Source organism: Leptolyngbya sp. ST-U4, assembly GCF_039962215.1.
GTDB lineage: Bacteria > Cyanobacteriota > Cyanobacteriia > Elainellales > Elainellaceae > Leptolyngbya_A.
Window position 1 is genome coordinate 158178 of record NZ_JAMPKZ010000010.1, and the last position, 20066, is coordinate 178243.

The following is a 20066-nucleotide window of genomic DNA, read 5'->3' on the forward strand; positions in this document are numbered from 1 at the left end:
CCCTCCGCAGCATTCATTCACCTGTGATTTATAAGCTATCAGCCGGGTTTGTCAGCCTTGTTATGGCGATGTGAATTTTAGATGACAAAATGACACAGCCTGATTTTTCGTTCTAGTGTCGCGTCGACTCAGGTGAGGTAATCCCCTGATCCCGCTAGGTAAGATAAAAAGAATCAGACTTCCACCGGAAAAAGCAGCGATGGCTAAAGATCAAAATGCAGTGTTACGGCAATTGCCGATCGCCGTTGGCATTCTTGGCGGTACGCTGCTGATGCTAAATCGGCTCCTCACCCCTGCCCTCACCGACTCGCAGGCACGATCGGATGTGATGGGCGTGATTCTCAGCGCGATTCTGATTTTGACCGGACTGATCTGGCAGCAAGTTCAGCCAAAACTACCCGATGCTGTGGAACTCATTGGCGAAGAAGGATTTGACCTGGCGGAAGATCTGCCTGAATCAATTCAAACCGAGCTTGCCTGGTCGTCCCATTTGCTGCTGACGAATACTGTTACGCGATCAATCCTGGTCTGGTATGGCGATCGGGTGCTGCTGAGGCGCGGCATTTTGGGCAACAATCCAGAGGTAATACCAGGGGCGATCGTGCAGCGCGTTCTCTCGAGCCAAAAGCCCGTTTACCTGGTTAACCTTGCCCTTTATCCCGGACGCATCGAGTTTGATTATCTGCCCGAAAATACTCAGGGCGTGATTTGTCAGCCGATCGGCAAAGTGGGCGTTATGATCCTGGGTGCAAACGCTCCCCGCAGCTATACCAAGCAGGATGAAACCTGGATTGCCGGGATCACGGATAAACTAGCGAATAGTCTTGCCTTAGCTGAGGTGGGTGGTGGGTGAGGGGATGAGGAGATAGGGGGAGGGAGAGCAAGGAGTGATTTCATTCGCAGGCTACACCTCTTGGTTAGAAGACTTGCATCGACAGGAGCATTCTATTTTAGACTTCTTAAATTGCTCTCTCCACGGAAAATTCACCCTCTCCACAATCGCAGTCCCGCCTTTACTAAGCTCTTAGACAACCCATCCCATTCATCTATCATCTATTTCCCCATTCATTCACCCCCTCACCCCCATGCTCCTCCTCTACTGGCTCCTGGTCACGGTTATGATCCTCGGCGTTATCGGCGCAGCCGTTCCCGCGCTTCCAGGTGCGAGTTTAATTCTGGTGGCGATCGTTATCTGGGGATTGGTTCAGGGCTTTAGCCAAATTTGGATTCCGCTTGCCGTCGCGATCGTCGTGCTGCTGGCAAATCTAGGCATTGATTTTCTGGCAGCTTATTACGGGGCAAAAAAGGCGGGGGCGAGCCGCTGGGGGCAAATTGGCGCGATCGTCGGGTTGCTGGTGGGCGTCTTTGGGCTGCTGCCTGCACTGCCGTTTGGAGGCCCGCTGCTGGGGCTGCTAATTGGTCCGCTGCTGGGGGCAATTGTAGGGGAGCTGCTGTATCAGCGGGATTTGAAGCGGGCGTTTCGGGCGGCGATCGGGATTTTTGTCGGGACTATGGTTGGTAATATCATCGAACTCCTGCTGGCGATCGTCCCGGTGGTCGTCTTTCTGTTCACTACCTGGCCGCAGGTGTATGGCTAGGTATTCCGGCTAATTATTCCAGCAAACATTCCGGCTAGGCATTCTTGAATTCCTCTGGAGCAGCGGCTCGTTCGCGCAGGGGTTCGGTGATGCGGTCGTCTTGACTGCCGCTTAGCAAATCCTTCAGAGCAGCCTGCATTGCGGCTTGTGTTGTCGTCGCGGTTCCGAACTGGCGCACCACCAAACTCGCTGCCAGATTACCCAGAATTGCCGCTTCCCAGGGTGAGGCTCCGGCGGTGAGGGCCAGGGTGAGCGCAGCCGCGACCGTATCGCCTGCTCCTGTTACGTCAAACACATCAGTGCGGTTAAAGGCAGGAACGGTTTGCTCCACACCCGATCGATCGAACAGCGTCATTCCGGCTTCGCCTCTGGTGATAAGCACAAACTTGGCTTTAGTGCGCTCTAGCAAATCATGTCCGGCGCGGCTGAGGCTTTGCTCATCGGTAATTGCGTAGCCGACCGCTTTTTCAGCTTCAGGGAGGTTAGGCGTGAACAAAAACGCGCCCCGATAGCGCTCGAGCTGCTGTTGAGCATCGACGATTGTGTAGGGATGAAATAGTGCCGCATCGATCACGGGCTGCCCCAGCGTTTGATCGCCATAGTCCGAACAGACCACTGCATCCACGAAATGAACGTGCTGGCGAATATAGGTGGCAAGCTGCTGCTGAAGCTCTAAACGGGGAGCGCGGTCGGACTTGCGATCGATTCGGACAATTTGCTGCGTTACCGACTGGCGGGCATGACCGGAAATTCGGGTTTTGGTAACGGTTGGGCGATCGGGATCAACAAAAATTCCTGCGGTATCGATGCCTGCCTGGACGAACAGATTACGAAGCGCGATTCCCTGCTCATCGTCGCCCACTAGACCCACTGCCTGCACCTGTGCTCCCAGCTTCGCTAGGTTATACACCGCATTTGCACCACCACCCGGCGTTCTCTCGGTTTGCTCGTGCCGCAGAATCATCACCGGAGCTTCCCGCGACACCCGCTCCACCTGCCCTGTCAAAAATTCATCCAGCGTCAAATCCCCAATCACCAGTACCTTTGCCTGCGAGAAGCGATCGATCAGTGAAAACAGGCGATCGGCAATCGCGCGAAGATGCGCTTTAAACGGAGTATCCAGGATGATCACAGTAACGGGGAAGGGCGGAGAGACAGAGTAAATTCCGCAAGTACCCCACAGATACCGTGATCGGAGAATTTCCGTCATACCTCGATCGTTAGATTCTTCGACCGAGTGAGATTCTTCCTCAGGACGGCGGAGCCTCTGGAGCCGATTCAGGAGCCGTTCCGGGCGGACAAACTTCATTGCTCGGCTCAAACTTAACCAGGACCCGGTAAGGGAGCGGTTTTTCGGCAGCTTCAAAAGCATGAGCAGCGGCTGCCTCGACCGCGAGCTGATTAAAAACGGCGTAGCCCGAACTTCTGAGAATCGCAGGCGGCACGGGTTCTTCCAGCAGTTTGCCTTCTCCGTCCACCATCACCCCTAGAATCACTGAAGCCGATAGACGGCGAATACAGGCAGCTCTGGGATAAGCTCCCGCTATCTCTACAATCTTGTCGCGATCGAGGTTCTCTTGGGCGTCTTCGTCCCAGTTTTCGCCCAGGCTATCAGTAACCTGCTTCAGCCAGTCGGTATCCGATTGCAAAGCCGATTCGTTGCTGGTTCCTTCCGGGTTATAGGTATACAGCTGCCGTAGCTCCTGCTGCCGGGCAATAAGCTGCTCTGAGGGGCTGGGCTGTGATGGAGCAGGCGGATTTTCAGCGGTTGGTGGAGATTCAGGAGCGGAACTGGCATCGGGAGCCGGGGCATCAGAAGCCGGGGAAGGACTCGGCTGCGGACTAGCTGCCGCCGAAGGAGAAGCCTCGGGAGAAGGAGAGCGCAAAGGGCTGGCTGGTGGGTTCGGAGGCACAGTCGGGGCAGGAATCTGAAGCGGAGTCCGGGACGGCGGCAGAATCGGGAAAATCGGGAACGAGGGCAGCGGCAGTGGATTGATAAAAGAAGGCGCGATCGGCGGTAGTGTCTCGTTGGACAGCGGCGGCAGCGTGGTAAACAAATCAGACGGAGATTGAGACGGTGTTTGGGCGATCGATGGCAGCTCTACGGGCAGCTCGTTCGAAAACTCCGGCAATCGCTGCTGTTCTTCGGGCGTCAGTTCAACTAGATCGACCGATCGCTGAAGATCAGGCGGATTTTCCCTGAGAGCATCGCTGGGCAGCAGGGGCAATAGGGCAAACAGCAAGCCGTGCGCTCCTACGGAGACAATGCCCGACCAAACGGCAGGGTGCTTGAGCCACTGCTGCGCGTTCTTCTGAAGGGTTGAAAAATCCTGAAACCGCAAGGAGGATGACATATTGCCGACTCACTAAAGCACCGATGGAAAAAATAGCGATCGAAACCGAACTGAACTCCTGATCCAAACTTCGCCCCTGACGAAACTTTTTGATCCTACCGCATCCCCTTTCACAACATGGCTCAATCTATCAGGACTGCAATGACCCCTAGAATGACCGCTGCACATATGAACTGTAATTGCGGAACTGTAATCACGACTGCGGCTCATTCTGGAAAGTTGCCACCGCCAGCGGAGCCTGTGCTGCATCCCGACTCTGCACAATCATCAGCGAGAAGTAAGGCAGCTCTAGGGTGGGACGATCGCTCAAGTCAGCATAAATGACCTGGTTGGGTAGGGTGGCGCGTTCGATCACAAAGCTGCGTGACAGCAGCCCCCATCGCTTCAGCACCGACCAAACCTGCGAATACACCGAACTCACTTTCATTAAAACCACAACATCTGCGGTTGCCAGTGCCGTTTCCAATTCGGTAACACTGTACAGCGCAGGCAGCACCAGAAGTTTTTGTGCCCTCACCGTTAAAGGAATTCCCAGCGCGGCTGCGGCTGCCATCGGTGAACAAATTCCCGGAATGGTTTGAACGATCGCCTCCGGATGCCTTGCTTGCAGGGTTTGCGCCAGATAGGTGAAAGTGCTGTAAAAACTTACATCTCCCTCGGAAACAAATGCCACATCCTGCCCCAAACGCAGCTCTTCCCAGACCCGATCGGCAGCCGTTTCCCATGCCTGAGTCAGCTCCGCGTCGTCCTGCACATAGGGAAAAGTCAATGCCAGTCTTTTCTGCTCCGGCAGCAGCCACGGATCGATAATTTGCTCTGCGACTCCTGGCTTTCCCCGCACCCCTGCTGGAAATGCCACGATCGAAACCTGCCGCAAAATCCGCAGCCCCTTCACTGTGATCAGCTCTGGATCGCCTGCGCCCGCCCCAATGCCAAAAAGTGTACCGATCGAATGCGCCATACGTCACCCTAGCTTCTCACACAAACTCTCTCAATCGTTCAGAAATACCAGGAATACCAGGTTGCCGATCGAGTTCATCCTCCCTCATATCATAGGGATCGCCGCTCAACTCATTCCCACTTTTATCCCACCATAGCCCAATCCCTACGGGCTAAACTCACCCCATCCTAAAACAAGTTACTCCCCCGCCCCCATCTCAAAAATAAATGGCAGACTCCCCCCCCACCTCACCCCCCGAATTCCCGATTCCCAACACCTGGCGGCTCATCCCCCCCCTCCTGGCTCCCGGCTCCCAGCAAATGGCGATCGATCGCTGGCTGTTAGAGCAACATCAGCACCACCAGCACCCCTCAACACTGCGCTTTTATACCTGGCATCCGGCGGCAATTTCGCTCGGCTATCATCAGCGACAGGTTCCCGACCACTGGCAGACCCTAATCTGGAACGAGCAGCCGCTAGACCTTGTGCGTCGTCCAAGCGGGGGTCGAGCCGTGCTGCATCAGGGCGACCTCACCTATGCTGTTGTGACCTCCGGGATTGAGGGAACGCGAATGCAGGCATACCAAAAGATTTGTGAATTTCTGATTCGGGGCTGGAGGGCGATCGGCGTAGAGCTGCACTACGGTACGGCAGGAAGGGGCTACATCCACAATCCCAACTGTTTTGGCACGGCGACCGCAGCCGATCTCGTTTTGCCAAACGGAGAGAAGCTAATCGGCAGTGCCCAACTGCGGCGGGGAAATGCAATTTTGCAGCATGGCTCAATGCGGCTTCAGCCTGATCCGGGGCTATTTGAGCAGGTGTTTGGTCAACCTATAGAGGCGATCGATTGCTCGCTGCTCGACCTGCCAGATCCGTATCAAAATGACCTGTATCAAAAAGTCATTGAGGCCCTGATTGCTGCTGCCTGCGAGACGTTTGATGTCGAATTTGTAACCCAGCCTTTGACCGAATCAGAATGGCGATCGATCGGAGGATGACCCTACCGCACAGACAACATTACTTGACAGACACCACCGCACAGGCAGCATTGGCCTAGCGTCTGCGCTCCTGAAGCTTGCGGTAAACCTGACGAATATCCACTTTATGATGCGCCAGGGCAACCAGCGTGTGATAAAGCAAATCTGCCACTTCTCCGGCGATCGCCTCCGGGTCATCATCTTTAAATGCCATCACCACTTCTGCCGACTCTTCGCCAATTTTCTTGAGGATCTTGTTATCGCCCCCTGCCAGCAGCTTACAAGTGTAGGAATCGGGGTTAGGGTGATCTCGCCGATCGCAAATCACCTCAAACACCTGAGACAGGGTATCCGCAGGCGGTGGCTGAATCTGACCGTCAATCTGATGAAAGCAGCTTCGTTCTCCCGTATGACAGGCAATGTCGCCCTGTTGCTCGACTGTCACCAGCAGCGTGTCGCTATCACAGTCGTAGCGAATCGTTTTCACCTGCTGCAAATGTCCAGAGGTTGCGCCTTTGTGCCAGAGTTCAGAGCGCGATCGGCTCCAGTACCAGGTTTCACCCGTTTCCAGGGTTTTTTGCAGAGACTCGCGATTCATCCACGCCATCATCAGCACCGTACCGTCGAGATAGTCCTGCACGATCGCCGGAACAAGCCCCTGCTCGTTGTAGCGAATCTGATCCAGCGGAATAGCGAAGGTAGAGGATTGAACGGAGGACATGGGTTAACCTGCTGCAAGCGGTGTTGATGATCAATGTCTATTATTAGCTGCGACGATCGCTTTCAGGAAATTTATCGATAGGCTTTTGTTCGATCGCGACTCTCAAATCGTGACTCTCAAATCCCTGGCATCCCACCGCTCGATTTGCGCTAAGCAATTGGCACAGATCAATTGGCACGGATCAATTGCACTGACTAGAGGATGAGTAGAAATACTCTCTATTTTGCCTGAAACGTAATGCCTTAAAATTGCGTTCTTACAATAAATTTGCTTTTCCTGAATTCCCCCACAGTTGGATTCCCAACTCGATAGGATAATGAAGGAGCTATTTTGACAGAGCGTGACGCACTGCTGCGATCGCCCCCAAGATCTCAAGCTCAGCATCCGCTCAATGCCCCCTTTGCGGAACTGCGAAGCAACTGCGAAGCAAACGATACAAAATTACTCGATTTAAGCTGCTCAAGAGGAGAGAGATTTGGTTACTACTCGTCTTAAAACGACAAAATCAGAAGAAATTTTTGCTGCTGCCCAAAAGCTGATGCCGGGTGGAGTCAATTCCCCGGTGCGGGCGTTTAAGTCTGTTGGAGGACAGCCGATCGTCTTTGACCATGTTCAAGGCGCATATATGTGGGACGTAGACGGCAACCAGTATATTGACTACGTGGGAAGCTGGGGTCCAGCAATTTGCGGTCATGCTCACCCCGAAGTGATTGCCGCCCTCCAAGATGCCCTGGTGAAGGGAACGAGCTTTGGTGCGCCCTGCTATCTGGAAAACGTGCTGGCAGAAATGGTGATCGATGCCGTGCCCAGCGTGGAAATGGTACGCTTCGTCAACTCCGGCACAGAAGCTTGTATGGCAGTGCTGCGGCTGATGCGAGCATTTACTGGACGCGAGAAGCTGATCAAGTTCGAGGGCTGCTACCACGGACACGCCGATATGTTCTTGGTAAAAGCAGGTTCCGGCGTCGCAACCCTGGGCTTACCTGACTCTCCGGGCGTACCCAAATCCACAACTGCAAACACCCTGACTGCGCCCTACAACGATCTGGAAGCTGTCAAAGCCCTCTTTGCCGAAAATCCCAATGAAATCGCGGGCGTAATCCTGGAGCCAATCGTTGGTAACGCAGGCTTTATTCCTCCCGATGCTGGATTCCTGGAGGGGCTGCGCGAACTCACTAAAGAACACGGCGCACTGCTCGTCTTTGACGAAGTGATGACCGGATTCCGCATTGCCTACGGCGGCGCACAAGAGCGATTTGGCGTTACCCCTGACCTGACCACAATGGGCAAAGTCATCGGCGGCGGTCTGCCCGTGGGCGCATATGGTGGACGCAAAGATATCATGCAGCTCGTTGCTCCCGCAGGTCCGATGTATCAGGCAGGCACGCTCTCCGGCAATCCGCTGGCAATGACTGCAGGTATCAAAACGCTGGAGCTATTGAAGCGTCCCGGAACCTACGAGTATCTCGATCGCGTCACCAAAAAGCTAACGGACGGTCTGCTGCAAATTGCCCAGGAAACCGGACACGCTGCCTGCGGTGGACAAATCAGCGGAATGTTCGGCTTCTTCTTCACCGAGGGACCCGTTCACAGCTACGAAGACGCGAAAAAGGCTGACCTGACCAAGTTCGGTCGCTTCCATCGCGGCATGCTGGAGCAGGGCATTTATCTCGCGCCGTCTCAGTTTGAAGCCGGATTTACGTCGCTGGCTCATACCGATGAGGATATCGATCGCACTCTAGCCGCTGCCCGTGAAGTGATGGCTTCGCTGTAGGGTTCGATCGTGATTCATCGCGCTTGAAATATCGCTTTTGTGGGGTGGGCATCTTGCCTGCCCTATTTTTTAGTTTTATTTCTATAGCAAAAGGCAACCTCCATAGCCTGTCACACGATCGCACAGGACAAGAAATTGCCTTTTTGAAGCTTGGTTTGTCGCCGTTTGAGGAAAACGACAGGTCAGTTTAACGCTTAGTCAGCAAGACGAAACCTTGCTGAATGCACTGATTTTAGCAGCCGCAGCCAGAATGACCACAGCCCGCTTGTCCACCCTGATGCCCATTCGCACAAGCATCGCTGCAATAAGCCTTCCCATCTTTCTGGATTGCATCTTCGATCGACACAACGCACAGGCAGGAATCGCAAGCACATTTCATTTGAGTTACGGTCGTCATAGTTTTCCCTCAAATAAGATTCTGTATTTATCCTAACATCTGAACAGGTATTCAGATATTAAGTTCACATCGACTTCAGGCTAAACGATGCCTCTTTTCGATGCCTATTTTTGCCTACAGCACGCCCTTCGAGCTGGGAATCAGGTTCGATCGCCGAGAGTCTACTTCGATCGCCATCCGGGTTGCCCGCGCAAATGCCTTAAACGTCGCTTCGATAATGTGGTGCGAATTCATCCCGTCGAGCTGTCGAATATGCAGAGTCATTTGAGCATGATTGACGATCGCCACAAAAAACTCGCGCACCAATTGCGTATCATAGGTTCCAACCCGCTGAGTCGGAATCTCTAAGCCATAGCTAAGGTGAGGACGACCGGAAAAATCTAGCGCAACCTGAATCAAAGCCTCATCGAGCGGCGCGACAAAGTGACCAAAGCGGACAATGCCTTTTCGATCGCCCAATGCCTTGTGCAATGCTTGACCCAGCGTAATGCCAACATCCTCATTGGTATGGTGATCGTCAATGTGCAGATCACCTGTTGCCTGGATGTCCAGATCGATCAGCCCATGAGAGGCAATCTGATGCAGCATGTGATCCAGAAACGGCACACCCGTTTTCGCGTTGCACTGCCCGGAGCCGTCGAGATTGAGGCTAACCTGCACATCGGTTTCGCCCGTCACGCGCCGCACGGTTGCAGTTCGAGCCGGAAGGTCTAAATTAAGGGAAGCGGGAGCGATCGAATCACGAGTCTGCATGAGAATCTGAACAAAGACAACAGTATCCCTATTATGAAATGTCTCTACAGCACAAACGCATCGTAGAGGCAATTCGGACAGCAAACATAATGCCCCTGCCAGCGGATCGGACCCTCACCGCACTCCGGACAATAAAATGTGAAGCCTGAGGTGAGCATCAATCGTGCTTCCTGCGTCTGAGATTTTTTGCGCTTTCGTTTGGGTTTTAGTTCAGTGACATTGGCAGGTTTGAAATAGGCATCGCGATCGCCTTGAATCGCCATTTGCTGAGCTTCGGCTTCAGTCCAGCGACGATCGGGCTTTAGGGTCGGAACCTGACGGAAAGCATTCATCACAGAACTGTCTCCGGTGAGTTCGGCAATCACGCTGGCGATCGTCTTACAGCAGCTTGCGGGAGCTTTGACCGCCTGACGCTCGCTGAACCGAATCACAACCCAGCCCCAGTCGAGAAATGCCTGATTGCGAATGGCATCTTTAGGACAGCCGAAATAGTGCAAGGGCTGAAGTTCGCGGGTGTAGGGTTCGTCAATCTCAATGTCGATATGCAGCCCTATCGCTGGATCAATATAGGCAAAATCGGGCACATAAGGCTGATCGTAGCCCGATCGCAGCATCTGTACCCCGGTATGGATTTTGCCAGGGAAATATTGCCAAAGATCGCGCTCAAACTGAGACTCCGATCGTCCTTTGGGCGGTTTGACGTGATAGCCCATTGGCGGCGTAGTTTGTTTGAGGCGGGCGATCGTCTCATCAAGAGAGGATTTAAGCGACGCGAGAGAAGCAGGAATCAGAAGGGTGGCTAATCGCTCCATCTCTTTATTTTGACAAAGCGAATTGCAAGGGATTACTTTGCAGAGTGTAAATGACCGTAACAAAACCGTATTGTCATAAATTTTCCTAACCGACGATCGCATCCAGCGAATACGCAAGGTAATCTAAAACTAAGGTAATTGGGATTAACTTTTAACGGTTAGCTTTTAGCATTCCACTGTTCGCCATCAGCTCCTTTTCACCCCTACAAAATCTGCACGTTTCGATTCCTCTTCAACGGCTGATTGCTTTTCCAGAATGCTGATCGCTCCATCTCTTCAATGAGCAGCATAACGGATGGGCTGCTACCCTTTTGCCGTTCATTCCGAATTGAAAAAAGGATGAATATCATGAGCGAAAAAGTTTTATCTGGCTCACGAAACGTGGCGATCGTGGGACCGTATCTTAGCGGTAAAACCTCTCTGCTGGAAAGCCTTTTGTGGGTGACAGGCGCAACGTCGCGTAAAGGCAGGATTGCAGATAAAAATACCGTTGGAGATGCTTCTCAAGAAGCCCGCGATCGCCAGATGTCTGTTGAAACCAATGCTGCCAGCACAGAATATGGCGGCATTTCTTTTACGTTTATTGATTGCCCCGGTTCGGTTGAATTTGCTCAGGAAACCTACGATGCGCTAATTGGAGTCGATGCGGCAATCGTAGTGTGTGAACCAGACTGCAATCGCGTTTTAACACTGGCTCCGCTGTTTCAATTTCTAGACGATTGGGAAATTCCTCACCTGGTTTTTGTCAATAAAATGGATCGCGCCCATGCGAGTTTTGCTGACATTTTGCAGGCACTCAAATCCGTTTCGAGCCGTCCACTGGTTCCGCATCAATACCCGATCGGGCAGGGAGAAACGATCACTGGATTTATCGATTTAATTACTGAGCAAGCGTACCAATATCATCCCGGTGCACCGGCTGACCCGATTCCGCTGCCGGAAGACTTGAGAGAACAAGAACACGCGGCTCACGCCGAAATGCTGGAAACGCTGGCAGACTTTGACGATCACCTCCTGGAAGAACTGCTCGAAGACATCGAACCCCCGCAGGAAGAGATCCTCAAGGATCTGAAGATGGAGCTAGGCGCAGATCTGATCGTGCCCGTGCTGGTGGGCATTGCCGAACAGGATTTTGGTGTGCGTCCTTTGCTGGAAACCCTGCTGCGCGAAGCCCCTGAACCCGATACCACAGCAGAACGGCGTGGCTTGCAGCTCAACGCGAAAAACCCGATCGCCCAGGTACTCAAAACCTACTGCACTGCTCAAGGCGGCAAACTCTCGCTCGTCCGAGTTTGGCAGGGCAAGATTACAGACGGCATCGCTCTCAACGGGGTGCGCGTAGGCGGCATTTATCGCCTCACCGGACAGCAGCAGCAAACGCTACAGGAAGCTCCCGCTGGATCGATCGTCGCTCTGGGACGCATGGAAGGCATCAAGACCGGAGACACCCTTAGCACTGATGCCAGCGTCAAGCCCCTCCCCATTGCCGATCGCCTCGAACCCGTTTATGCCCTGGCAATTGTCTCTGAAAAACGCAGCGACGAAGTGAAGCTCAGTTCTGCCCTGACGAAATTGCTAGAAGAAGATCGATCGCTCCACTGGGAACAGCACGGCGATACCCATGAAGTGATTTTGTGGGGACAGGGCGAAATTCACCTTCAGGTCGCGCTCGATCGCCTGCGTCGGAAATATGGTCTGCCCATGACCACCCACCTGCCCCAGATTCCCTACAAGGAAACGATTCGCAAAGTCGCAAATAATATCCACGGACGTTACAAACGACAATCAGGCGGACACGGGCAGTTTGGCGATGTTTATATCGATATCAAGCCACTTCCACGCGGCACAGGCTTTAACTTCGATGAAAAGATCGTGGGCGGTGTGGTTCCGCGTCAATACATTCCGGGCGTTGAGATGGGCGTGCGCGAATTCCTCAGCCACGGTCCGCTAGGTTTCCCGGTGGTGGATGTGGCAGTCACGCTGATCAATGGCTCCTATCACGCGGTAGACAGTTCCGAGCAAGCCTTTAAGCAAGCCGCACGTCTGGCAATGCAGGAAGGCATGATGAAATGTGAACCAAGCCTGCTGGAGCCAATCCTTGCCGTCAGGATTTCGGTTCCCAATACCTTTACGGCAAACGTGCTGCGGCTGATCAACGGTCGGCGCGGCCAAGTTCTGGGCTACGAAGCGAAACCCAACTGGAACGGCTGGGACGAAGTGCAGGCGCACATTCCCCAGGCAGAAATGCAAAACCTGATCGTGGAACTGCGATCGCTTACCATGGGCATTGGCTCATTCCGCTGGCAGTTTGACCACTTGCAGGAAGTTCCCGAAAAAGTGGCTGAGCGGCTCGTTTCTAAATCGGGAAATGGCTCAGGCAATAGTAATGGTCATGGTTAGGAGATCTCTCCTGTCTTCGTAACGTTGAATGGGGCGAATCTCGGTTCGCCCTTTTTTGCATTACGGTGCAGGAAGAAATCGGGGCTGAGGATTTGCTCAGATGGATAATGGATATCAGATGGGTAGAGGTCAAGCAGTAAGGAACACTTCCCCCTCAGAAGTAATCGACCTGATGCGTTATTCTCTGCCGTTGATGCGTTACGCCGCGCGAATACGTCCTACGCTGTCTGCGGGTTCTGCGATTTGGCAATGCCTGCTTTTAGACTACGGTTGAAAGGGGTGACTCTTCCCAGAAATCTGGTTTTACTTGGCGGCGTCCCAGTACCCACTCGTAGATTTCGATCGTTTTTCTTGCCTTCACATCCCAGGAGTAGTGGGCACAGGTAAAACGGCGAGCGGCAATTCCCATTCCGATTACTCGCTCTGGATCTTGAACCAATTTCTCTAGTTCCTGAGTAAAGCTCTGAGTAATTTGGCTTAGATCGCCTAACGGAACTTTTACGCCACAGCCTGCCTGCACTCGTTTTGCAGGACCACCGTAATCCACCACCACACAGGTCATGCCTGACATCGCTGCTAAAGTCAGCACGCCTCCACCCTGCTCACGAATCGAGGGAAAAGCAAAAATGTCAGACTGGCGCATTAGCTCTCCGACCTGTGCCTGAGAAATGGTTCCGGTAAACTCAACGCATTCGGATAAATTCGCTTGTTCGACCATTTGTTGCAGCCGAGGGAGTTCGGGTCCATCTCCCACAATCACAAGCTTGTGCTGTTGCAAAATCGGGCTAGCCACAAAACTGCGAACCACGACTTCCGGTAGCTTAAAGGGAACCAGCCTGCCGACAAACAGAATCGTCATGCGATCGTTTTTTTGCCGGGTCGGAAGCGGAAAGGCTTCTGGGTCAACCCCTCCTTCGGGAAAATTAAAAGTTCTGGCTTTTGCATTATCCGGGACTTGCGCAACCGTATGGTCGTAGGCGGCTAGAATCGCTGCGGCATTAGCATAGGTCGATCGATAAAAAGGAAGCCAGCGATGCGCTTGACGCACATAGTTCATCCATTCTTTTTCCCGGTGCATCTCTTCTTTGAACTGAGTGGGCCAGGGCAAGCCGCCGTTCAAAGGCCCAATCACAAACGGAACTGAGATCCATTGGGCGATCGGGCTGGGAATCGTCGGAGACATAGGACTGAGACGATGAACTAGATCAAACTGTCCATGATTGAGTTCATCCCGAAATCTTTGCCAAACTGCCCATTCAAAAGCCAGGTAGCTGGGATAGCTGAAGGCAACCTTCAAGGTCATCGCCGTATTAGGATTGCCACTCAGAAACGATGCCAGTTTGTAGAGGGGGGCAGCAAGCCGCTCAGTGTCGATATAGACCACTTCTGCTTTGCCCATTCCCACCTTCTCAATGTTGGGCTGATTTCGGATCTGAGTCACCATGACGACATCCGCGTATTCTGCCAGAGAACACGCATAGGTGTAGGCTAAGGCGGGTAAAGAGTGCCATTCAGGATTGCAATCATCAGCGAGCAGCAAAACTCGTAATCGGTTGGAGTGCATTGGAGTTTTGGAGATGAATGTTGACTGGAGGAAACGCGGCGGAAACAGGAAAACGGTTAAGGGTTGAGCAGTTTTCCTGACATCAGCCTTTGGATTCTCTGGCTTTCATAAACCGCTAAGCGAATAATTTGGCAGATCTGGTCGATGTCGTGAAATTTCATTGCGGTTCCAGTGGGTAAGGAAAAGACCTTTTGGGTTAATTTCTCAGTTTTGGGCAGCAGCAGTCCGGCATTGGGGAAGTAGGAACGATAGGGTTCCATTTGATGACATCCCGGATAGAAATAGCGACGAGCCAGCACGTTTTCGGCGTGTAGAATTTGCACGATTTGATCACGGCTAATGCCTGCTTCCTGTTCATCCACTTCAACGACAACGTACTGATAGTTGTTCTTTTCAGCACTGTCATAAGCAATAAGTTGAATTCCCGGAAGGTTCTCAAGGTTGACCTTGTACTGCTGATAGTTTTTATAGTTGACCTCGATGAATTCACGGATGCTTTCGAGACCTGTAACGCCCATCGCTGCAGATAGCTCGTTCATCTTGCCATTGGTGCCAATGTAGGTCACGTTGTCGTAACCTGCACCAAACCCAAAATTCTTCATCAGACGAATCTTCTTGGCAAGCTGGTCGTTGTTGGTGACGACTGCACCTCCTTCAAAGGTATTGAGGAACTTAGTGGCATGGAAGCTGAACACTTCGGCTTCACCAAAATTGCCGATCATCGTGCCTTGATATGAACACCCCAGCGCATGGGAAGCATCAAAAGCCAGCTTCAGATCGTGACGCTGAGCGATCTCAGTGAGGGCTTCGATCGGGCAAGGACGCCCCCAAACATGAACCCCCAGGATGCCTGTCGTTCGAGGAGTAATCAGGCGATCGATCTGGTTGGGATCAATGTTGTGGGTTTGTGGATCAACATCACAGAAAACGGGAGTAATCTCCTGCCATTGCAGCGCATGGGGTGTCGCAACAAAAGTGAAAGAGGGCACAATGACCTCGCCTTTGAGCTCCAGTGCGCGGATCATGATTTCTAATGCGACTGTACCGTTGCACGTTGCAATACAGTGCTTTGCCCCTGTAAACGCTGCAAGTTGCTGCTCAAACTCCTGCACATATTGACCGTTGTTTGACAGCCATTTGCGATCGAGAATGTCGTTAATTCGAGTCATCAATCGATCGCGACTGCCAATATTGGGACGACCGACATGCAGCTTTTCTTTGAAGGTTGGAGAACCCCCGAAAATTGCTAGATCACGGACTTGCAATTCAGAAGAAGTTTGTAGATTAATAACCATTATTTTCCTTCAACCAATAGTTTATGAAACGAATAGAGAACTATCAGGGAAAGGCAACTTTAGAACTGCGTCACATCATTCTGGACACAATTCTCACTGGACACAATTCTTAAAGAGTGGAGACTATATCAAGCAGGAAGAACAGAGAGAACAAAACTGTGGCGATTCTCAAAGAGTGGAGGCTATATCAAGCAGGAAGAACAGAGAGAACAAAACTGTGGCGGATCGAACTGCAATAGATACTGGTTTCAACGCCATAAGCGATATCCGAAGCTTCAGGAAGATGTGCCAAGGCAATATCCGTGAAAGCTCCAATGATGCTTAGAGAGCATCAAAACTTCATTGCTAAAGAGATTAATTAAGGAAAAATGCTCTGATAAAACTGCACTCGGCGTAGCAAACGCTACGATTTTTTCCCATAAGCAAAGAGTACCAGTTCCGCAAATTCACTGATTTCAGCCTGTCTTAAGTTGATTCAATCTTCATAAACATTCTCATGATGTAAACATGACATAAATTTGTAATGTTTAAATTCGTAATGTTCCAATCTTAAGTATCAAATACAGCCATAGTCTCTCGCCGACCAGGCATTCCCAAAACAATATTCGCCACTGTTGCTTTTCCTGCTAACTCTCCCAGTTGCGATTCAGCTTTTTTGATGCAAAGTATCAACTAGTTTGCAGATTTAATCGATCGCTGAAAGAATTTCATTGGATTACAAGCCGAGCTTTCTCAGACTTGAAAATCGTAAAAAGGCACTGAGTCTTTTTTTAGAACTCAATGCCTCTTTAAACTAATTCAGTGATTAAATTCGGTTATCGATCGCCCTACACCGGAATGGCTTGAGGAGTTGCCAGTGCCAGGATGTGGTAGCAGGAGGGGGTGTCGTTGCCGAGCAGGTCAGCAATGCGGGAACGGATTTTGACGTGGAGGTCTTGAACAGAGTCGGTAAAGTCGTGCTGGATGTTGAGAACAGCTGTCTGCTTTTGGAACTCTTTACCGTAGTACGCCACGAAGTAGGTGTAGCGATTTTCATTCGGTGCGTTGAGAACGAAATCCTTCATTGAGTGATGTCTCCTGGTGAAGCTGGTGTTTTTTGTAATGGAGAACAAGAGAGGAAATTTGTTGAGCAGTCAAAGCAACGATTTCTGAGGAGTACTGCAATCGCAGTGAGGCAGTGAGATGGAGCGAGTAAACTCTGTTGAGAACTTGCTTTGAACTCTGAAGCTATCTCTCTCATAGGCTACAGGATAAGACCTGCTATTTCCGGCAAAATGTTTCTCAAAATGCTGCTTGCTTAGTTAAGAATCAACTGCTTACTGCAACACATGACAGTAAAGAATATGCCCTTAACCCAACCAGCTTAAACTCTCCTTAAAGCTATTTTTACCTTGGCAGTTTGTGTTGCTACGAGTCTTACCCTATTCTTAGCCTAATCGACTTAGGCTAATCTATCCATGGGTTGAGGCGGAAGATAGAAACCTACTTTAAGATCTCTTGATCCTGCCCTCTGATAGTGTAAACGAATTTAACAGGTTGTGGCAGTGATCTTGCTCTGATTATTAATATTCCCTGATGTTTAAATGATCTTTCATCCTGCGATCGGGTGAAACAACGGAGTGAACCAGGAATAGGCAACAGGAATGATAGACTATAAGGCACTTTCGTCGATTCACGGATAGGGGCATGACGTTTCCAGATTTTGAGCAATTCGCTGCGCTGGCTCAGCAGGGCAACTTTGTTCCTGTGTATCAGGAATGGGTCGCCGATCTGGATACTCCGGTTTCTGCCTGGTACAAAGTCTGCGCCGGACAACCCTACAGCTTTTTACTAGAGTCGGTAGAGGGGGGCGATCGCATCGGGCGATATAGCTTGTTGGGCTGTGATCCGCTCTGGATTCTGGAGGCAAGGGGCAATCAAACGACCCAAACTTACCGGGATGGGTCAATCCGCGATTTTAAGGGCGACCCCTTTGCTGCTCTGTCTTCCTGTCTGGAACCTTACCAGCCGGTGACGCTGCCGCAGTTGCCGCCGGGAATTGGGGGGCTATTTGGCTTTTGGGGCTATGAGCTGATTCACTGGATCGAGCCGCGTGTTCCGGTGTATCCGCCTCAGGAAGGTGATTTGCCAGACGGACTCTGGATGCAGATCGACCATTTGCTGATTTTTGATCAGGTGCAGCGCAAGATCTGGGCGATCGCCTATGCAGATCTGCGCGATCCTCAAACGGATCTGAAACAGGCCTATCAAAAGGCGTGCGATCGAGTGTCTCAACTTGTGGAAAAGCTTCAGTTGCCCCTGAGTAAGCGGGATACGATTTTGCAGTGGACTTCGCCCCAGGCGAGATCTGCCCCTGGTGGAGCGGCATCCAATCAGGCTCCGCTCGACTACAGCAGTAATTTCACTAAGGAGCAGTTCTGTAACAGCGTTGAGCAGGCAAAGAACCACATTCGCGCGGGCGATATTTTTCAGGTCGTGATTTCTCAGCAGTTGTCTGCTCACTACGCAGGCGATCCATTTTCGCTGTATCGATCGCTGCGTTTGATTAATCCTTCGCCCTACATGGCCTATTTCCATTTCCAGGACTGGCAGATTATCGGTTCCAGCCCAGAAGTGATGGTGAAGGCAGAGCGGGATTCGTCGATTGATCCCACCACTGAGCCAACCAACGGGACGGCGGCAATGGTGGCAACTGTTCGCCCGATCGCCGGAACTCGACCCAGAGGCAAAACCACGGCAGAAGATACTGCTCTAGCAGACGATTTGCTGCAAGACCCGAAGGAAATTGCGGAACACGTCATGCTGGTGGATCTGGGACGGAATGATCTGGGGCGAGTGTGTGCCAGTGGCACGGTGAGCGTGGATGAACTGATGCTGATCGAACGCTATTCCCACGTGATGCACATTGTCAGCAATGTCCTGGGCAGGCTCGCTCCTGGCAAGACCGCATGGGAACTACTCAAAGCCTGTTTCCCCGCAGGAACGGTGAGTGGTGCGCCCAAAATTCGCGCAATGGAAATTATCCACGATCTGGAACCCTGTCGGCGGGGTGTGTATTCCGGTGCATACGGCTACTATGATTTCGAGGGGCAGCTCAATACAGCGATCGCGATTCGTACAATGGTGGTTCGCAGTCAGCCAGAAGGTGGGCATCGGGTGACGGTGCAGGCAGGTGCAGGAATGGTCGCAGATTCAGAGCCAGAAAAAGAATACGAGGAGACGCTAAACAAAGCGCGGGGAATGCTAGAGGCAATTCGCTGTCTTCGGTAGGTTTTTCTAGGTTTTTCATAGACAGTCTGCGATCGGCTCACCAAACGTCCCTCCAAACGCGGAATTTTGTCAGTCCCTTCTTTAGCAGAACCTTCAAAAAAGCAGGAAATTAGGCAGTTGGAAATTCGTGAAGATGACCTGACCGGGAAAGCGATCGCTGACTTGCTACGGGAACATCTCGAAAATATGTATGAGATTACGCCGCCTGAAAGCGTTCATGCACTGGATTTAGAAGCATTGCGATCGCCCGACATTACCTTCTGGGCAGCCTGGGAGGGCAATGAACTGCTGGGGTGCGGGGCACTGAAAGAGCTAGATCCAAGGAGCGGTGAAATTAAATCAATGCGAACTGCCAACATTCATCGTCGCAAAGGGGTCGCCTCTAAAATTCTGGAACACCTCATCCAGGAAGCTAAACGGCGTGGCTACGATCGCCTGAATCTAGAAACGGGGTCTTTTCCTGAGTTTGCTCCAGCCCGATCCTTGTACACCCGATATGGGTTTGAGTACCGAGGCCCCTTCGCTGATTACATCGACGACCCCAACAGCGTGTTTATGACGAAAAAGCTCTAGGATTCGTTTCCCAGGATTCACTCCTCAAAATTGGCGTGCTTTTTGAAAATCTTGCAATGATGCCTATGTTTAGAATGAGCGTAGGTTCACACCACAAAGTTTACAGCGCAGCAGCTTTTGCGAAAACATAGGCTGAGCGAGGTTGTGATGTCAGATCATGCGATCGCAACAAGGCTGAAAGGATTCCAATGGACAAGTTTCTCAGCAGCTTCATTAAGGTCGAAAAATCCCTCCAGATTTTTGCTCTGCTCAGCGTAATGCTCTTTCTAGGGTATTTGGGATTCGTGAACGATCGCGGCAATCAAGCCCCTTCTCCAGGCATGTCACCCACAATACAAAAGTAGGCAAGGCAGGCAGGACATTCGCCTTAACAAACGATGCTGAGTTTGAGCCTGTTTCACTCCGGTATTGCTCCTGTGATAACTGCAATACATCCAGATTGCTCTAATTCTGATTTAATAAGGCTACAAAGCGAAAAATTGCACTGCAAACAAGCCGCAGAACTCAGAGTCGTTTGACTTGTGAGTTGCTCGATCGCGACCCGACAAAAGCTTAACCTTTTCTCAATCTAAATATGGTGAATTGCTAATCTGGGGATTACCTCCTCTTGAGGCTGTCCCTCTAGGCTTGTGCTT

General features: G+C 51.7%; 18 protein-coding genes. 8 read left to right on the forward strand and 10 right to left on the reverse strand.

The features are described from left to right. Positions 1–199 precede the first annotated feature (199 nt). Both NDA02_RS16280 and NDA02_RS16285 read left to right on the forward strand, forming a co-directional pair. Positions 200–853 carry a cofactor assembly of complex C subunit B gene (locus NDA02_RS16280; protein ID WP_190792102.1) on the forward strand — a complete coding sequence of 218 codons (654 nt, stop codon included), beginning with the start codon at positions 200–202 and terminating at the stop codon, positions 851–853. A gap of 232 nt (positions 854–1085) precedes the next feature. Then, positions 1086–1598, forward strand: coding sequence for a DUF456 family protein (locus tag NDA02_RS16285; RefSeq protein ID WP_190792101.1), 513 nt, complete (start codon positions 1086–1088; stop codon positions 1596–1598). Between the two features lie 34 nt (positions 1599–1632). Here the strand turns inward: NDA02_RS16285 and NDA02_RS16290 are convergent, their stop codons facing one another. From NDA02_RS16290 to NDA02_RS16300, 3 genes are all read right to left on the reverse strand, one after another. Next, positions 1633–2727 (reverse strand): PfkB family carbohydrate kinase, encoded by a 1095-nt coding sequence (locus NDA02_RS16290; protein WP_190792105.1) that lies wholly within the window; start codon positions 2725–2727, stop codon positions 1633–1635. A gap of 121 nt (positions 2728–2848) precedes the next feature. Beyond that, a complete protein-coding gene (locus NDA02_RS16295) occupies positions 2849–3952 on the reverse strand; it encodes a TonB family protein (protein ID WP_190792100.1) in 1104 nt (367 codons plus the stop codon). 193 nt (positions 3953–4145) lie between these two features. After that, a complete protein-coding gene (locus NDA02_RS16300) occupies positions 4146–4913 on the reverse strand; it encodes a precorrin-2 C(20)-methyltransferase (RefSeq protein WP_190792099.1) in 768 nt (255 codons plus the stop codon). 206 nt (positions 4914–5119) lie between these two features. On the opposite strand from NDA02_RS16300, the gene NDA02_RS16305 reads away from it, so the two are divergent. Further along, positions 5120–5893, forward strand: coding sequence for a biotin/lipoate A/B protein ligase family protein (locus NDA02_RS16305; protein WP_190792098.1), 774 nt, complete (start codon positions 5120–5122; stop codon positions 5891–5893). Between the two features lie 55 nt (positions 5894–5948). Here NDA02_RS16305 and hisIE read toward each other — a convergent pair whose 3' ends face one another. Then, on the reverse strand, positions 5949–6593 hold the full coding sequence (gene hisIE, locus NDA02_RS16310) for a bifunctional phosphoribosyl-AMP cyclohydrolase/phosphoribosyl-ATP diphosphatase HisIE (RefSeq protein ID WP_190792097.1): 645 nt from the start codon (positions 6591–6593) through the stop codon (positions 5949–5951). A gap of 475 nt (positions 6594–7068) precedes the next feature. Here hisIE and hemL point away from each other — a divergent pair, with 475 nt between their 5' ends. Continuing rightward, complete coding sequence (hemL, locus tag NDA02_RS16315; protein WP_348247090.1) at positions 7069–8367, forward strand: glutamate-1-semialdehyde 2,1-aminomutase; 1299 nt, start codon at positions 7069–7071, stop codon at positions 8365–8367. A 232-nt stretch (positions 8368–8599) separates the two neighbouring features. Here hemL and NDA02_RS16320 read toward each other — a convergent pair whose 3' ends face one another. The 3 genes from NDA02_RS16320 to NDA02_RS16330 form a co-directional block, all read right to left on the reverse strand. After that, on the reverse strand, positions 8600–8764 hold the full coding sequence (locus NDA02_RS16320; protein ID WP_190790063.1) for a metallothionein: 165 nt from the start codon (positions 8762–8764) through the stop codon (positions 8600–8602). A gap of 114 nt (positions 8765–8878) precedes the next feature. Further along, positions 8879–9517, reverse strand: coding sequence for an imidazoleglycerol-phosphate dehydratase HisB (gene hisB, locus NDA02_RS16325; RefSeq protein WP_190790062.1), 639 nt, complete (start codon positions 9515–9517; stop codon positions 8879–8881). A gap of 44 nt (positions 9518–9561) precedes the next feature. After that, on the reverse strand, positions 9562–10329 hold the full coding sequence (locus NDA02_RS16330; RefSeq protein ID WP_348255289.1) for a hypothetical protein: 768 nt from the start codon (positions 10327–10329) through the stop codon (positions 9562–9564). A 348-nt stretch (positions 10330–10677) separates the two neighbouring features. Between NDA02_RS16330 and NDA02_RS16335 the strand changes: the two genes are divergently transcribed. Continuing rightward, positions 10678–12729 (forward strand): elongation factor G, encoded by a 2052-nt coding sequence (locus tag NDA02_RS16335; protein WP_348255290.1) that lies wholly within the window; start codon positions 10678–10680, stop codon positions 12727–12729. Between the two features lie 259 nt (positions 12730–12988). Here the strand turns inward: NDA02_RS16335 and NDA02_RS16340 are convergent, their stop codons facing one another. The 3 genes from NDA02_RS16340 to NDA02_RS16350 form a co-directional block, all read right to left on the reverse strand. Next, entirely contained in the window at positions 12989–14293 is a 1305-nt protein-coding gene (locus tag NDA02_RS16340; RefSeq protein ID WP_190790059.1) for a glycosyltransferase, read from the reverse strand. 56 nt (positions 14294–14349) lie between these two features. Then, entirely contained in the window at positions 14350–15588 is a 1239-nt protein-coding gene (locus NDA02_RS16345; protein ID WP_348247086.1) for an aminotransferase class I/II-fold pyridoxal phosphate-dependent enzyme, read from the reverse strand. A gap of 827 nt (positions 15589–16415) precedes the next feature. Further along, positions 16416–16652, reverse strand: a complete 237-nt coding sequence (locus NDA02_RS16350) for a hypothetical protein (protein ID WP_190792855.1) — start codon at positions 16650–16652, stop codon at positions 16416–16418. Between the two features lie 622 nt (positions 16653–17274). Here NDA02_RS16350 and NDA02_RS16355 point away from each other — a divergent pair. From NDA02_RS16355 to NDA02_RS16365, 3 genes are all read left to right on the forward strand, one after another. Then, positions 17275–18858 carry an anthranilate synthase component I family protein gene (locus NDA02_RS16355; protein ID WP_348255291.1) on the forward strand — a complete coding sequence of 528 codons (1584 nt, stop codon included), beginning with the start codon at positions 17275–17277 and terminating at the stop codon, positions 18856–18858. A 117-nt stretch (positions 18859–18975) separates the two neighbouring features. Next, positions 18976–19431: a GNAT family N-acetyltransferase gene (locus tag NDA02_RS16360; protein ID WP_348255292.1), complete on the forward strand. Its 456-nt coding sequence runs from the start codon at positions 18976–18978 to the stop codon at positions 19429–19431. A 188-nt stretch (positions 19432–19619) separates the two neighbouring features. Next, positions 19620–19775, forward strand: a complete 156-nt coding sequence (locus NDA02_RS16365) for a hypothetical protein (RefSeq protein ID WP_348255293.1) — start codon at positions 19620–19622, stop codon at positions 19773–19775. The last annotated feature ends 291 nt before the right edge of the window (positions 19776–20066 follow it).